The 15,880-nt window shown below is 59.5% G+C and carries 13 protein-coding genes; 6 read left to right on the top strand and 7 right to left on the bottom strand.

Features of this window, described 5'->3' with window-relative positions; genetic code table 11:
* Positions 1–102: 102 nt before the first annotated feature.
* Positions 103–2,085 (top strand): LruC domain-containing protein, encoded by a 1,983-nt coding sequence (locus Q1Y74_RS10235; RefSeq protein WP_300814193.1) that lies wholly within the window; start codon positions 103–105, stop codon positions 2,083–2,085.
* Between the two features lie 159 nt (positions 2,086–2,244).
* Here Q1Y74_RS10235 and Q1Y74_RS10230 read toward each other — a convergent pair whose 3' ends face one another.
* On the bottom strand, positions 2,245–3,432 hold the full coding sequence (locus Q1Y74_RS10230) for an aminotransferase class I/II-fold pyridoxal phosphate-dependent enzyme (RefSeq protein ID WP_300814192.1): 1,188 nt from the start codon (positions 3,430–3,432) through the stop codon (positions 2,245–2,247).
* Between the two features lie 200 nt (positions 3,433–3,632).
* Here Q1Y74_RS10230 and Q1Y74_RS10225 point away from each other — a divergent pair, with 200 nt between their 5' ends.
* From Q1Y74_RS10225 to Q1Y74_RS10215, 3 genes are all read left to right on the top strand, one after another.
* A complete protein-coding gene (locus Q1Y74_RS10225; protein WP_300814190.1) occupies positions 3,633–4,679 on the top strand; it encodes a diacylglycerol kinase family protein in 1,047 nt (348 codons plus the stop codon).
* 191 nt (positions 4,680–4,870) lie between these two features.
* Positions 4,871–6,628 carry an aspartate--tRNA ligase gene (gene aspS / locus Q1Y74_RS10220; protein ID WP_300814189.1) on the top strand — a complete coding sequence of 586 codons (1,758 nt, stop codon included), beginning with the start codon at positions 4,871–4,873 and terminating at the stop codon, positions 6,626–6,628.
* A gap of 17 nt (positions 6,629–6,645) precedes the next feature.
* Positions 6,646–7,026, top strand: coding sequence for a GtrA family protein (locus Q1Y74_RS10215; RefSeq protein ID WP_300814187.1), 381 nt, complete (start codon positions 6,646–6,648; stop codon positions 7,024–7,026).
* Positions 7,027–7,097: 71 nt separating this feature from the next.
* Here the strand turns inward: Q1Y74_RS10215 and Q1Y74_RS10210 are convergent, their stop codons facing one another.
* The 6 genes from Q1Y74_RS10210 to Q1Y74_RS10185 all read right to left on the bottom strand — a co-directional run bounded on the left by Q1Y74_RS10210 (position 7,098) and on the right by Q1Y74_RS10185 (position 13,925).
* Positions 7,098–7,544, bottom strand: a complete 447-nt coding sequence (locus Q1Y74_RS10210; RefSeq protein ID WP_300814186.1) for a DUF6078 family protein — start codon at positions 7,542–7,544, stop codon at positions 7,098–7,100.
* 50 nt (positions 7,545–7,594) lie between these two features.
* Positions 7,595–8,479, bottom strand: coding sequence for a carbon-nitrogen hydrolase (locus tag Q1Y74_RS10205; RefSeq protein ID WP_300814185.1), 885 nt, complete (start codon positions 8,477–8,479; stop codon positions 7,595–7,597).
* Positions 8,480–8,502: 23 nt separating this feature from the next.
* Positions 8,503–9,528 carry an agmatine deiminase family protein gene (locus tag Q1Y74_RS10200; protein WP_300814184.1) on the bottom strand — a complete coding sequence of 342 codons (1,026 nt, stop codon included), beginning with the start codon at positions 9,526–9,528 and terminating at the stop codon, positions 8,503–8,505.
* Positions 9,525–10,064 carry a DUF2148 domain-containing protein gene (locus Q1Y74_RS10195; protein ID WP_300814183.1) on the bottom strand — a complete coding sequence of 180 codons (540 nt, stop codon included), beginning with the start codon at positions 10,062–10,064 and terminating at the stop codon, positions 9,525–9,527. Before Q1Y74_RS10195 ends, Q1Y74_RS10200 begins: the two co-directional genes overlap by 4 nt.
* 210 nt (positions 10,065–10,274) lie before the next feature.
* Positions 10,275–11,009: a LytTR family DNA-binding domain-containing protein gene (locus Q1Y74_RS10190; protein ID WP_300814182.1), complete on the bottom strand. Its 735-nt coding sequence runs from the start codon at positions 11,007–11,009 to the stop codon at positions 10,275–10,277.
* 15 nt (positions 11,010–11,024) lie between these two features.
* On the bottom strand, positions 11,025–13,925 hold the full coding sequence (locus Q1Y74_RS10185; protein WP_300814181.1) for a sensor histidine kinase: 2,901 nt from the start codon (positions 13,923–13,925) through the stop codon (positions 11,025–11,027).
* Between the two features lie 545 nt (positions 13,926–14,470).
* On the opposite strand from Q1Y74_RS10185, the gene Q1Y74_RS10180 reads away from it, so the two are divergent.
* Both Q1Y74_RS10180 and Q1Y74_RS10175 read left to right on the top strand, forming a co-directional pair.
* Complete coding sequence (locus Q1Y74_RS10180; protein ID WP_300814180.1) at positions 14,471–14,986, top strand: hypothetical protein; 516 nt, start codon at positions 14,471–14,473, stop codon at positions 14,984–14,986.
* Positions 14,987–15,133: 147 nt separating this feature from the next.
* On the top strand, positions 15,134–15,880 hold a 747-nt coding region (locus Q1Y74_RS10175), incomplete at its 3' end, for a hypothetical protein (protein WP_300814179.1).

The raw sequence follows: 15,880 nt of genomic DNA, 5'->3' as shown, positions 1-15,880 counted from the left end.
AATGAAAATCAGCTACTTGACCTATTTTATTCTGCTAAACTTTATTAATTAACTTATTTGTTATCAACGGATTAGCTATAAATTTAACGAAGTATTAATTATATGAAATCAAGAAAGATTATCGGAATGCTGGTTTGCATAAGCACGGCATTCGTTTCTGGAATGCTGGCCGGATGTACAAATGATGTATACAATCCGGACGCAGCGGAAACCCTGGTACCCCCGGCAGACACTTACTTCAGCTTCAATACCAAGGCTCCCGTCACGCTGAAGGTGGACTACGCCATGCCTGGCATGCCAGCCCTGATTGAGGTATACGACCAGAAGCCCGTGGCGACCGACGGCAACATCCGCACCCTGCGCCAGGACCTCACCCCCCTGTTCATGGCATTTACGGACGAGAACGGCCGCTTCGAGGGAAAGATGGAAATACCTACCCGGGTGGAGAAGATTTACCTGTACACCCGCGAGATGGGCTATCCCGAGTGTGTGGAGGTGGACATGGCGGACAATGCCTTCGTGTTTGACAACAGCGCGTCAGCCGCTGAAGCCTCTACCAGGGCTTACGGCTTTACGGGAACGCAGCCTTACCGACTGGATGCCACAGCCGGCCTGTACTCCCTGTGCAAGTGGGACAAGGATGGCCGTGTGACGAGTGAGAATCCTGGATACGTCACTCGCAACTATTGGATACCTATTTGGAATGACAATGGCAAGACGAAAAATCTGGAGGGGCTGTCTGTATTCACATCTCGCCTGAAAAATCTGTTGTGGAACAAGTCGCAGACGAAGCCCGGGAACTTGGATAACAGTGCATTGATTGGTGGTGTGGAGCAGACAAACTTCTATATTGCCAAGGAAACCCGTGTCAGTCTGATGTTCCTCCATGAACGGGCAGGTTACCGCAATACCTTCGGCTACTATTATTATAAGGGCAGCGGCGAACGCAATGTAGCCGATCGGAAAAAATATGTTCTCTTTCCCAATGTCTCCATTGTGGGAGATGATCCCTATTATAACAGTCTTATAAAGGGAATCTTGCAGTCGGGCTACGAGGTGACACTCAAATTCTTCGGAGAGAACGGCGACCAGCCGGCAAGCGACAAGTTCCCTGTGGGATATACAATTGGCTGGTTCATGATTCCCGAAGGCTTCAATCCCAACACAGCCGAGATGCAGAACATTGGAAAGATGATAACTTCTAACGATATCAATCAACGCTTCATCTCTGTCTATGACGAGAAGTTACGTGGAGTTGTGGTTGGAGCGGAGGATGGAGGTGATAAGAGTTATGAGGATATGCTCTTCTGTGTTTTCACCGACGACATGGATGCCATCATCGACCCTAAGAATCCGGGACGACCCTACATTAAGGAGAGTGGCACTGACATTGTTATCCCGGATGTCACTGAACGTACAGTCGGAACCTTGGCCTTTGAAGACATCTGGCCCTCAGGCGGTGACTACGACATGAACGATGTGGTGGTGGAATATGAACGGGCGGTGACCTTCGACTCGAAGAATCGTGTAAAGAAGATTGCCGACACCTTTGTTGCTGTACATGACGGTGCTTCATATGCTAATGCTTTTGCTTATCAGACGGATCCCGTTCAGACCGGAGTGGTAACTGTTACGGGTGATGGAGCCGTGATGGAGAGCGAGACTAACTCGGTGGTGGTGTTCCCCAATGTAAAACAGGCTGTACCCGCCGGCAAGACCGTGATGGTGGAGCGGACGTTTAACGAGGCCGGCTTGTTCTTGAAGACCGACTTGAAACCAATCAATCCATACGTCATCGTGAAATATACGGCCGGTGAGCGAAAACGGGTGGAAGTGCATTTACCCAAACACCAAGGAACGATATGGGCGGACAATACACTGAACTATACGGCAGATGACGCCTACTACATTGACAAAGGAGGTAAATATCCTTTTGCCATCGAACTTCCACTCAAGGGCTTTCACACTGTTACCGAGCGCAGCCGCATAGATGACGAGGCTGAATATCCTGATTTCAAGACGTGGGTAGAGAGCAAGGGATTACTGAACAAAGACTGGTATAATAACTACAAGAACAATTACTGACCACTTATAAAATGATTGCCATCCTTCCGCATGGATTTACATAGATGCGAGTAGAAAAAAGAATCCCTACTCGAATGTGTGTATAATCCATGCTGAAAGATGGCAATATCTTTAGCTGAATATAGGGGGCTTCCTCCTGTTCCGGCTAGCAAGCCGTTGTCATTTAATGACGCCCAACTCTTTGAAGCACTTGGTCAGTTTGTCTACGGCATAGTCCACCTGCTTTTGGGTGTGGGTTGCCATCAGCGCTACGCGTACCAATGTGTCCTGCGGGGCACAGGCGGGCGGTATGACAGGGTTGATGAAAATACCTTCGTCGAAAGCCATCTTGGTCACCATAAACGTCTTGTCCGTATCCCGTACATAGAGCGGGATGATGGGTGACTCCGTATCGCCTATTTCAAAACCTGCGTCGCGGAACTTCTTCAGGGCGTAGTTGGTGATTTTCCACAGGCGTTCGATGCGTTCGGGTTCCGACTGTATGATGTGAAGAGCTTCACGGGCTGCTGCAGTAGCGGCGGGTGTGCTGCTGGCCTGAAATATGTAAGAACGGGCATTGTGACGGAGCCAGTTGATGACTTCTTTATCACCGGCAATAAATCCGCCGATGGATGCCAACGACTTACTGAATGTACCCATAATAAGATCTACGTCGTCTGTTACGCCAAAATGGTCACAGACGCCACGTCCCTGACGACCGAATACGCCCAGTCCGTGAGCTTCATCTACATAGATGCTGGCGTTGTACTTCTTTTTCAGGCGGACAATCTCGGGCAGGTTGGCCAAGTCGCCTTCCATAGAGAATACACCGTCCACCACAATCAGTTTTACGGCATCAGGTTCGCACTTCTGGAGTTCCTTTTCCAGGTCTTCCATGTCGTTATGCTTGTATTTCAGCTGGGTGGCAAAGGAGAGGCGACGTCCGTCCACGATGGAGGCGTGGTCACGGTCATCACAGATGATATAGTCTCCGCGTCCCACTACGGCCGGGATGATGCCTTCGTTCACGGTGAAGCCAGTGGAGAAGCAGAGTGCTTCATCCTTGCCCACGAACTCGGCCAGTTCTTTTTCCAATTCCACGTGGATGTCAAGTGTTCCGTTAAGGAAACGAGAGCCGGCACATCCCGTGCCATATTTGTCTGTGGCTGCTTTCGACGCATCAATGATGCGCTGGTCGTATGTAAGACCCATATAAGCGTTTGACCCGAACATCAGAACCTTTTTACCATCCATCATCACCTCTGTGTCCTGATGGCTGTCGATTGTGCGGAAATAAGGGTATACGCCTTGTGCCATATATTGTTGCGGCAAGTCGTATTTCGCAAATTTGTCTTTTAATAAACCCATGAAATGTCTGTTATATAATATTTAACACTAATAGATAGTCTGGCTAAAAACAGGGGGCAAAGATAGCAAAATATGTGATTGACTGTGTCATCTCGGACAAAAAATCTCTTTCCGGCATCATTAAAACCTGCTTTATGCTGCTGTTTCCGGGGATTTATATTACATTTGCCTACTTAAAAATTGCATAGAACAGACCTCGCATGAACGAAGAGAGAGCAAAAATAGCATTTGTCATCAACCCCATATCGGGGACGCAGAGCAAAGAGCAAATCTTGAAGTGGGTGAACGAAAGGTTGGACAAGAGTATTTATGAGCCGGTAGTAATTTATACCCAATATGCGGGACATGCCGTGGAAATAGCCCGTCAGCAAGCGGCAGAAGGTGTCTTTGCCGTAGTGGCTGTCGGTGGTGATGGTACTGTCAATGAGATTGCCCGCTCGTTGGTGCATACGCGCACCGCATTGGGTATCATTCCCTGCGGTTCGGGCAACGGCCTTGCACGCCATCTGCAGATTCCGCTTGAGGTGAAAAGGGCGATAGACATTATCAACGAAGGGCGGGTCGATGTTATTGATTATGGGAAGATAAACAATGTGCCGTTTTTCTGTACTTGTGGGGTCGGTTTCGACGCATTTGTCAGCCTTAAGTTCTCACAGGCCGGCAAGCGTGGGCCGCTTACTTACCTGGAACAGACGTTACGCGAGAGTCTGAAATATCGTCCTGAGGTCTACGAGTTGATAATGGATGGGAATGTATCGACCCGATACAAAGCCTTTCTGATTGCTTGTGGCAATGCTTCGCAGTATGGAAATAACGCCTACATTACTCCGAAGGCGGCTCTGAACGACGGCCTGCTGGACGTCACCATACTGGAACCATTTACTGTACTTGACGTACCTGCGCTCGCTTTTCAACTCTTTAACAAGACAATAGACCAGAACAGCCGTATCAAGACTTTCCGTTGCCGCACGCTTAGCATCCACCGCTCCAAGCCCGGGGTGGCACACTTTGACGGCGACCCCATTATGATGGACGAAAACATCGATGTGAAAATCGTGCAGAGAGGATTGCAGGTCATTGTACCAAAGGATGCCGAAAAGGATACGGCCAACGTACTGCAACGGGCACAGGATTACATTAACGGCCTGAAACAATTGAATGAGAACATTGTGGAAGACTTCTCGCACAAGAACAGGGAGATTCTGGATAAAGGCAGGGAACGGTTCAAGAGGCTGACAGGAAAGTAAGGCATTATGAACCATCGGATATGGGTGACAGGTGAAGGCTGTCTGTTGCCGGCCACTTGTAGTCAATTGTTTCCCAGGATGCTTGCGGGACTTAATTGTTTTCCGTAATTTTGTGCGATTTTCATGCAGGCGGGGCCACGGCCTGGCCGCATGGGCAGAACTGGTTAAACCATATATTCATATATAAAGATATGTATAGGACACACACCTGCGGAGAACTGCGTATCTCCGACACCAACAAACAAGTGACGCTGGCCGGATGGGTGCAGCGCAGCCGTAAGATGGGAGGCATGACCTTCATCGACCTCCGCGACCGCTACGGCATTACCCAGTTAGTTTTCAACGAGGAAGTGGATGCCGCCCTGTGCGAGCAGGCCAACCGCCTGGGACGCGAATACGTCATCCAGGTGACCGGAACGGTGAACGAACGCTTCAGCAAGAACGCCAACATCCCCACGGGCGACATTGAAATCATCGTATCGGAGCTGAACGTGCTGAACGCGGCCATGACGCCCCCCTTCACCATCGAGGACAATACCGACGGCGGCGACGACATCCGCATGAAGTACCGCTACCTGGACCTGCGCCGCACGGCTGTGCGCAAGAACCTGGAACTGCGCCACAAAATGACCATCGAGGTGCGCAAGTACTTGGACAGCAAAGGCTTCATCGAAGTGGAGACCCCGCTGCTCATCGGCTCCACGCCCGAAGGTGCCCGCGACTTCGTGGTGCCCTCGCGCATGAACCCCGGCCAGTTCTACGCCCTGCCGCAGAGCCCCCAGACGCTGAAGCAGCTGCTCATGGTGTCGGGATTCGACCGCTACTTCCAGATTGCCAAGTGTTTCCGCGACGAAGACCTGCGCGCCGACCGCCAGCCGGAGTTCACGCAGATTGACTGCGAGATGTCCTTCGTGCAGCAGGACGACGTCATCGAGCTCTTCGAGGGAATGGCCAAGTACCTCTTCAAGGAGCTGCGCGGCGTGGAGCTGACCGAGCCCTTCCAGCGCATGCCCTGGGCCGACGCCATGAAGTACTACGGCAGCGACAAGCCCGACCTGCGCTTCGGCATGAAGTTCGTCGAGCTGATGGACATCCTGAAGGGACACGGCTTCTCCGTATTCGACAACGCAGCCTACATCGGCGGCATCTGCGCCGAGGGTGCGGCCCACTATACGCGCAAGCAGCTCGACGCCCTGACCGACTTCGTGAAGCGCCCGCAGATTGGCGCCAAGGGCATGGTCTACGCCCGCATCGAGGCCGACGGAACGGTGAAGTCCAGCGTCGACAAGTTCTACACGCAGGAGGTGCTGCAGCAGATGAAGGCCGCCTTCGGTGCCAAGCCCGGCGACCTCATCCTCATCCTCAGCGGCGACGACGCCATGAAGACCCGCAAGCAGCTCTGCGAACTCCGCCTCGAGATGGGCAACCAGCTGGGCCTGCGCGACAAGAACAAGTTCGCCCTCCTGTGGGTGGTAGACTTCCCCATGTTCGAGTGGAGCGACGAGGAAGGCCGTCTGATGGCCATGCACCATCCGTTCACCCACCCGAAGGACGAGGACATCCCCCTGCTGGACACCGACCCGGCAGCCGTCCGCGCCGACGCCTACGACATGGTGTGCAACGGCATCGAGGTGGGAGGCGGCTCCATCCGTATCCACGACGCGCAGCTGCAGGCCAAGATGTTCGAGATACTGGGCTTCACGCCCGAGAAGGCACAGGAGCAGTTCGGCTTCCTGATGAACGCCTTCAAGTACGGCGCGCCCCCTCACGGAGGCCTGGCCTACGGTCTGGACCGCTGGGTGAGCATCTTCGCCGGGCTGGACAGCATCCGCGACTGCATCGCCTTCCCCAAGAACAACAGCGGACGCGACGTCATGCTCGACGCCCCCGGCTACCTCGACCAGAAGCAGCTGGACGAGCTGAACCTCGTGGTAGACATCAAGGAGTAAGCTAACGGCAGGCGGCAGTGAAGGAGACGACGCGCATCTTCCGTTTCGTGGTCATCGGCACGCTCAACGCGCTGATAACTGCCGCCACCATCGGGCTGGCGATGGGCGTGCTGGGCATCCACTACCTGGCCTCCAACGTCGCCGCCTACGTACTTGCGCAGACCAACAACTTCCTGTGGTGCAAGTACTGGATATTCCCCACAGACAAGAAGAGCAGCATCTGGCGGCAGATGCTGCTCTTTCTCATTGCCTTCGGACTGGCCTACGGGGCCCAGTTCCTCTTCCTCATCGCGCTGGTCGAACTGTTGGGCTGCAACGAGTACCTGGCCCAGTTCCTCGGCCTCTTCGTCTACGGCGCGGTCAATTTCCTGATGAACAAGAAAGTCACCTTCCGCTGACGGCGGCCACCCGCCGCGTCCCGGCAAGGGAGGTTCCGTGGCACACCGGCTCGGGCCGGGCGGGAGAGGGCCTACCAGGCGTAGGACTCTACGTAGCTGTCGAAGCAGGGGCCGTCGGCGATGCCGTGACGGCGGAATATCCGCGCGATGTCCTCCTGCATGCGGGGCGGCAGCAGGTATTCGCCCGTCCGGTAGCGGTAGTACATGCGGCGCGAGGTGAAGCAGTGTCCGACGTCCCGGCGCAGGCCGCCTGCCTGGGCCAGGGGGACGTTGTCGAACAGGTGCTGCATCCCCTTGGCGTAACGGACGGGGGTGGCCGGACGGAAGTGGGCGCACTGCGGCGTGGCGTAGCGGCTCGCGGTGTTGGCCGGATTGATGATGGTCAGCCAGTCGGGCTGCTCCGGTTGCCTTGCGCGCAGGCGGTAGGCCAGGGCGCGCAGGCAGCGGGCTGCCTGCGGGCAGGTGGCGTCGTCGGCCATGCAGCCGATGTAGCCGGTGGGAATGTCGGTGTCGTTCATATCTTCAGCGGTTGGTCGTTAGGTATGTCGGGGCGCGGTTTGGGCGCGCGTCAGTCCAGGTAGCGTTTCACCAGGCCCTCGTAGGCGTCGATGCGGCGGTCGCGCAGGAAGGGCCACCAGCGGCGCACCTGCTCGGAGCGCTCCAGGTCCACTTCCACCACGAGGTTCTCCGGGCGGTCGTTGGCGGCCTGCGCCAGCAGTTCGCCCTGCGGCCCGGCCACGAAGCTGTTGCCCCAGAAGAGGATGCCGTTGGTCTGTCCCGAGGGGTCGGGCTCGTGGCCCACGCGGTTCACGGCCACGACGGGCAGGCCGTTGGCCACGGCGTTTCCGCGCTGCGAGATGACCCACGCGCCCAGCTGGCGGGCCTTCTCGTCGTCCGTGTCGGTGCTTTCCCAGCCGATGGCGGTGGGGTAGATGAGCAGCTCGGCGCCCTTCAGCGCCATGAGGCGGGCGGCTTCGGGATACCACTGGTCCCAGCAGACCAGCACGCCGAGGCGGCCCAGCGAGGTCTGTATGGGTTCGAAGCCCAGGTCGCCGGGGGTGAAGTAGAACTTCTCGTAGTAGGCGGGGTCGTCGGGGATGTGCATCTTGCGGTACTTGCCGGCCATGCTCCCGTCGCGGTCGAAGACGACGGCCGTGTTGTGGTAGAGCCCCGGCGCGCGCTTCTCGAAGAGCGACGTGACGAGCACGATGCGGTTGGCGGCGGCCAGTTCGGAGTAGAAGCCCGTGGAGGGGCCGGGTATCGGCTCGGCCAGGTCGAACAGCTGCGTGTCCTCCGTCTGGCAGAAGTAGAGCGAGTTGTGCAGTTCCTGAAGGACGACGAGCTGCGCGCCGTGTGCGGCGCAGGCTTCGATGCTCTTGGCCAGGTTCATCAGGTTGGTGCGCAGGTCGGCGGTGTTGGCCTGCTGTACGATGCCTATCTTTATCTTTCTCATAATCTTTGCTTTAAACAGATATATTAAACTATTACTTCTTCGGGGTATTGCATGGTGACGCAGTGCAGCGACCCGTGCTGGCGGATGAGGGCGCGGCAGTCCAGGCCCACGACCTCGCGGCCGGGGAAGGCCTGTGCCAGCACCTCGGCGGCGCGGCGGTCGTTGTCCGGCTGGTTGTAGGTGGGGTAGAGCACGGCCGTGTTCAGCACGAGGAAGTTGGCGTAGGTGGCCGGCAGGCGCTCGCCGTCCTCCACCACGGCGTCGGCCATGGGCAGGGCCAGCAGGCGGTAGGGCATGCCGCCGGGGGTGCGGAAGGTGCGCAGCTGTGCCTCCATCCGGCCGAGGGCTTCGTAGTGCTCGTCCTGCGGGTCGGTACACTTCACGTAGGCAATGGTGTCCTGCGGGCAGAGGCGGGCCAGGGTGTCGATGTGGCTGTCCGTGTCGTCGCCCGCCAGGTAGCCGTGGTCCAGCCAGAGCACCTGCCGCACGCCGAAGGTGCGGCGCAGGTAGGCGTCAATCTCGGTCTGCGTCATCTGCCCGTTGCGGTTGGGCGAGAGCAGGCACTCGGAGGTGGTGAGCAGTGTGCCGCAACCGTCGCTTTCGATGGAACCGCCTTCGAGGACGAAGCCCAGGCGGTTCTCGTAGGCGCCGTGCAGGGCGCCGGCCTCCACGAGGCGGCGGGTGATGAGGTTGTCCTTGTCCGCGGCAAACTTCAGGCCCCAGCCGTTGAACTTGAAGTCGAGCAGCCGCGGCTGTCCGTCGCAGAGCAGGGTGATGGCGCCGTGGTCGCGCGCCCAAGTGTCGTTGGTGGGGCACTGCACCAGCCGCACGTTGTCCATGCGGACGGTGTCGGCTATCTGCCGCTTCACGTCGTCGGGGTCGGGTGCGGCAATCAGCAGCCGCTGGCGGGCGGCAATCTCGCGGGCTATGCGCAGGAAGCACGCCTGCACTTCGTCGAGCATGTAGGCCCAGTCTGTTCCGGCATGGGGCCAGGTGAGCTGTACGCCGCTTTGCGGCGCCCATTCGGCGGGTAGCAGGGGCTGTGTCATGGCTGGGTTTCTTTAGGCTTGCGGTCGAAGAAGGGGTTCTTGGAGGAGGCGCTTACGGGGATGGCCAGCACGCTGCGGCAGTCCTTCAGCCATCCCAGCTGCTGGGCGGCCAGGCCGGCGGAGAACATCACGCGCGTGTCTACCCGCAGGTCGGCGGCGGTGGCGCAGGCCGACCCCACGGCAATGCCCACGTCCACCGTGTTCAGCGCGCAGGGCACGCCCTCGGTCCGTCCGGCGCAGGTGGCGAAGCCGCAGTGGCCGCAGTTCAGGCCCTGTGCCTGCTCGCGCGTACCTATTATAATTACACACTCGGCCTGCAGGATGTTGTCGGCATCGCGCAGGAAGAACTTCATGCCGGTTTCGTCCGCAATCTGCCGCATCCGCTCTGCCAGTATCGGCAGGTCGCTGTCGGTCACCAGGGCTATCTCCACCACGTCAATCCCCTTGCCTTTGGGAGCCGTGCGGGCGGCGGTCATCATCTGTCGGGCCACGGCCAATGCGTGCTCATGGCGCAAGTCTCTTTCGTTCAGTATCATATCTTCATTCGTTTAATGAGTTAGTCAGTCACGTGCGGGAGGCGTTCGTCACAAGGAACGCCTCCCGATAGGGTGTACAAAGATAGTGAAAGGTGAGCGCAGAGGCAAATGGAAAACGAAGTTTTCCGAATTGCCTCTGCCGAACCGCATCCTATCTTATCAAAAGATTGGGATAAAAAACGAAAGTCGCGGGCTGGAAGCGGCGGACAATCACAGCTTTTCCACCGCTTCCAGCCCGCCGGCCGACAGCTCCACGCTGTATTCGCGTCCGGCGGGTGTGCGCAGGATGCAGCACTTGTGCTTGCGGTCTATCTTGTATATCAGGTCGCTGTTGAGCAGGAGGTTGCGTCCGGCGCGGACGAAGTGCCTCTCGCCCAGCTTGCTCTCGATGACGCCGAGCCTCTCCAGTACGATTTCCTCGCCCTCGGGCAGCATGACTTGGGAATAGTTGCCGCTGGCGCGCACGTAGATTACTTCGTCCTTGCCGGCATAGAGGGTGCCGTTGAGGGTACGAAAGGGGAATTTGCCGGACTGTGCCGGGGGCTGCGTTGCTGGGGACAGGGTCGCCGCGCTGCGCTCCTCGATGCGGCGGATGGCCTTTGCCAGCTCCGACACGTCCACGGGCTTCAGCAGGTAGTCGGCGGCGGCGAAGCGGATGGCCTGCAGCAGATACTCCGAGTTGCTGTATGCGGTGGTGAAGACGATGTGGGGCAGGGGGATGGCCTCCTTCAGCTCGCGCAGCAGCTCCAGGCCTGTGTGTCCCTGCAGCTGGATGTCGAGGAAGAGGATGTCCGGACGGTGGCGCAGGACGGCGGTGAGGGCGGCTTCGTAGGTTTCGCAACAGTCCACCACCTCGATGTCGGGGTGGTAGGTTTCCAGTTTCCGGAGGAGCGAGAGGCGGGGCAGCCGCTCGTCCTCGACGATGATGGCGCGGAAGTGCTTCATAGGCGTTGGGGTGGGTCAGAAATAGTTATAGCGGACGGGGACGAACAGCTCGAAGCGTGTGCCGCAGGCCCGGCCCTCGGGGGTCTTGAGGTCGGTCACGGTCTGCACGATGTGCTCGTCGTTGCGCTGGTTGTAGAGTTCAATCTGCTGCTCCATGATGCTGAGTCCCTGCCTGGTGGAGGAGGTGGAGAAGGTGGCGGCGGCTTCGCGGCCCACGCCGTCGTCGGTGACGGCTATGTTGATGCCGCCGGGGCGGGCGGTGACTTCGATGTCAATGCGTCCGTTTCCGGCCTTGTTGCGCAGCCCGTGCTTCACGGCATTCTCGCAGTAGGTGTGCAGTATCATGTTGGGCACCTGTGTGGCGGTGTCCACTTCGGGCGCCACGCTGATGCGGTAGGAGAGACTGTCGCCGTAGCGCAGCTGCTCCAGCGAGAGGTAGAGGCGGACGTACTCCAGCTCCTTGTCCAGGGAGCGTGAGGGCTTGTCCACGTCAAGCAGGGTGGAGCTGGTGAAGCGCGAGTAGAGGGAGAGGTACTTGTTGGCTTCCTCCACCGAGTGGTTCAGGATGAAGTATTCGATGCCCGCCAGCACGTTGGCGTTGAAGTGGGGGATGGACTTCAGGCGGATGGACTTCACCAGCAGGTTGTTCAGCTTGATTTCGCGCTGCAGCCCGTCCATCTTCCGGCGGTCGCGCCGCTTGTAGTAGGTGTAGGCCAGTGTCCAGATGCCGCCCGCCAGCCCCAGTGCGACCGCCAGCCAGAACCACGTGTGCTGCCAGAAGGCGGGCTTCAGCAGAAGGTCCACCCCGATGGTGTCCGACGAGATGTTGCCCAGCAGGGCCGACACCTCCAGCCGGTAGCGTCCGGGCGGCAGGTTGCTGAACTGCACCTCGCGACCCGTCTGCGGCTGCGACCACTGCTCCTGGAAGCCTTTCAGGCGGTAGCGGTAGCGCACGTTGTCGGTGGCGGAGTGGGAGATGGCGATGTAGGAGAAGCGCAGGTTGGGCAGTCCGTGCTCCAGGCGGATGACCCCGTCGGCGCCGGCCGTGGCGCGCTGCCAGTTGACGTTGTCCGCCGAGGCCTGCACGGAGAGGAGTTCCAGCCGGGGCGGGGTGTACTGGTAGACCAGTTCGTGGGGATGGAAGGCGACGGCCTGGTCCACGCAGGGAATCCAGACGGTGCCGTCGTCCGTCTCGGCAATGTGGGCGGCCAGGGGCTCGATGCCCGTAAAGCCGTTGTAGCGGTTGAAGAACATGGTCTGCAGCAGGCGGTTGTCGGTGATGTAAAGCCCGTCGGTGACGGCCACGATGAGGAAGTTGTCGCGCGTCTGGCGCACCGAGCGTATCGGGCTGGCATAGCTTTGCACCAGCACGGCGGAGTCGTTGCGCACGGTGTAGAGGTTCTCGCCCGAGGCAAAGAGGATTTCGCCGTAGGGACTGACGGTCATGGCCGTGCAGGAAACGCTGCTGTCCGGCAGGGCAATGTCCCGGCGTTCGTCGCCGTGCAGGCGTACCACGCCGTAGGCGGTGCCCACGTAGAGGCTGCCGTCGCCGTCGGGGCAGGCGCAGAAGACGCCGCGCAGGCCTTCGTGGGTCTGGAGGATGCGCCCGCGGGCGTCGGTGACGTAGACAGCCTGGCGGGTGGCCACGAGCAGGCTGTCGGCGTGGCTGCCCAGGTACTGGTAGTTGAGCCGCGGCAGTCCCAGCCAGCGGTGTCCGTCGCCGTCGCAGGCCAGCACGTCGCCCCTGCCCAGCAGGTAGGTGGTGCCGCCTATGCGGGCCGTGCGGGGCAGGAAGTAGTTTTCCGCCTCGCGCAGGTAGGGGACGGGGCGCAGTCCGGCGGCATCCGGCCCGCAAAGCAGGCGGCCGTTCAGGGTGCCCGCCAGCAGGCGTCCCTGTGCGTCCTCGTCAATGGCGCGCAGGATGTCGTTGTGGTCGTTCAGGCGGTGGTTCACGAAGTTCAGCTGGAAGAAGTTGTAGACGCCCTGGTAGGTGGCCAGCCAGAGGTTGCCCTCGCGGTCGATGAACATCTGGCGGATGAGGTTGATGCCGTCCACGATGCGCCTGACGCTGCCGTCCTTCGAGAGGCGGTACAGGTTGTGGGCGTCGTGTATGAAGATGTTCCCCTTGCGGTCGGCGCAGGCGCTCACGCCGTAGTCAGGCGCCAGGAAGCGGCAGGCGGAGACGAGGTACGCGCGGGGCCCGTCCACCTCGTAGATGCCGTCGGCGGCAAAGAGCAGGAGCCGCTTCCCGTCCCTCAGGAGCGAGTAGGACTCGGCCCGCACGATGGGCTGCAGGCAGGTGCCGTCGGTCTTTATCCGGTAGACGAGGCGCGGGGTGGGGATGTAGAACGTCTGCGTGACGCTGTCCAGATAGACCCTGCGGCGCGTGTCCATGTCGTCCAGCAGGGGCGACGCCAGCAAGGTTTCCGTTCCCCCGTCGGTCAGGCGGCAGATTTGGCGCCAGTGTTCCTGCTCGTCTTCCAGCAGCACCAGGCCGGGCGGCAGCGAGTAGGCGTTGAGGTTGTTCAGCAGCAGTCCGCTCTCCGTCAGGGGCACCGTCCGCATCGTCCCCTCCTTGTCCACCACGTGCTTGCGCCTGAAGCCGAGGGCCCACAGGCTGCCGTCCGGCCCGGGGCAGAAGGAGAGGATGTTCTCCTGCTTTCCCTTTAAATAAGGTATGAACTCGAAGCCGTCGTAGCGCACGAAGCCGCCCAGGGTGCCAATCCAGATGTAGCCCTTCGCGTCCTGCCAGATGTATTCGGTGAGCATCTGCGGCAGGCCGTCCTGCGTGGTGTAGCGGCGGCAGGCGTATTCCGAGGTGACGGCGGCGGGCTCTGCGGCGGCCGTGGCGCCACCGGGCAGCTGGGCCGCCAGCACGGCGAGCAGGCAAAGCAGTATGGAGCGTTTCGTATTCATGCAGAATGTGTTTTCGTTCAAAGGCTTTCGTCTGCAAATATATTCTTTTCCACCAACAAATCCAATCTCCACAGGCCCGTGCCGAAAAAAACATCCGTTCGTGTATGCCAGTGCCCCGTTCGTGTAAACGGCGGGGGTGTTCGTGTATAGCCACCCTTCAACCTATTGTGAATTAAAAACTTATCCTTTATCTTTGGTACAGCCGAGCCAAAAACCGCAGTGTCCCGAAGCCCCTGGCGGAACCGTCGGTCTTCCCGCAGGCGGACGCCCGGTCTCCCCGCAGGCAGACATCCGGTCTCCCCGCAGGCAGACATCCGGTCTTCCCGCAGGCAGACATCCGGTGGCAGACATCCGGTCTTCCCGCAGGCAGACATCCGGTCTTCCCGCAGGCAGACATCCGGTCTTCCCGCAGGCAGACATCCGGTCTTCCCGCAGGCAGACGCCCGGTCTCCCCGCAGGCCCTCCGAAAGGACGGGCGGAGGGGGTGCGGAACGGAGGACGGCCAATGAACCGAAGTCTAACTAAAAGAACAGGAGGAAACAGCTATGAAGTACAAACTGATTCAGAAAGTGAACCCGAACAATCGTGAAGAGGCACCCCTGTGGTACGCCACCCCCATCACAGGCGAAGCCGAGGAGGCCGACAGCGCCACCCGTGCCGCCACCGCGAACACAACCACGGCCCCCATCGAACTGACGGCAGGGCTGGTACACCTGACCGAATATGCCATCAGCAAGCTGCGCAAGGGCGAATCGGTGCCCCTGGGCGAGATGGGCGACCTCCGCATCACCTTCCGCAGCAAGGGCGTGGCCGACATCAACGAGTTCGACCCCAACACCATGATTTATGAAGCCCGCCTGCGCTTCGTGCCCAACCGCAAGTTCCGCAACGCCATCATCCAGCAGCTCACCTTCGAGAATGCCGGCGTGCTGGCCGACGGCATCGACTACGCCTCGCTGGCGGCCTACCGCAAGGCCAAGGGGCTGCCCTCGGGCGGCGAGACCGGCGGCACGGGCGGCGGTGGCACCGGTGGCGGCGAAGACGACAACCCGATAGGCTGACACTTCTTCCGGCCGGCTGCCGGATGGTCTGACGGCTATCCGGCAGCCGGGGAACAAGGGGCCGAACGGGGTTCCGGCTGCGATTGCCCGCCTGCCTCTCCGCAGGGTGCGGAATGCAGAAACATAAAACTTAACAGGAGGTATGATATGATGAAAACGAAACTATACTACGCAGCAATGCAGATGTTCGCGGCCATCCTGCTGATGACGGCCTGCGACAAGGATGACCAGCCCTCCATCGGCCAGACGCAACTCGCCACTCCGGTCGTCACAGTGGATGTGGACAGGAATGCAAAGACCATCATCGCCTCGTGGCAGGCGGTGGAGCATGCGGACAACTACCATTACAAGATTTCCGGCGACGAAACCCTGTACAAAACCGGGGAGACGCGCCTCGAACTCCAGCCGTACAGTAAATTCGAGGGAGGCAGCCACTCCATCACGGTGCAGGCGGTCAGTACCGCCCAGCCCGATTTGTTCAGCCCCTCGGAGTGGGGCAAGGCAGACTTCTCCGTCGGAAGCGCGAAGCTGCAGGCGCCCGATGCGCTGAATGCCGATGTGAATAAGGAGAGCTGCACCGTGACCGTCTCGTGGGCGCCCGTCGCGAATGCCGCTTCCTATCTCTACAAGATAGACGACGGGAAGGAAATGCCCGTTTCCGAACCCGGAATCAGCTTCAGCCTCTTCGACTACGCTCCGGGCGAGCACAGCGTGAGCGTCAAGGCACTGGCTGAAGGCGATGCTCCGACCGGACGCAGCGCGAGCGTCAAGGCGGTGACAGCGGTGGCATCGTCCGACTGGAGCGAGGTGTACACCTTCACCATCACCGACGAGCCGCTGCCCGGCGTGCTGGGCAACAAGCCGCTCGGCCATGCACGCTTGGGCGACTTCTAC

It is taken from the genome of uncultured Bacteroides sp. (genome assembly GCF_949298305.1).
GTDB lineage: Bacteria > Bacteroidota > Bacteroidia > Bacteroidales > Bacteroidaceae > Bacteroides.
This window is presented reverse-complemented; position numbering and strand designations above follow the sequence as displayed.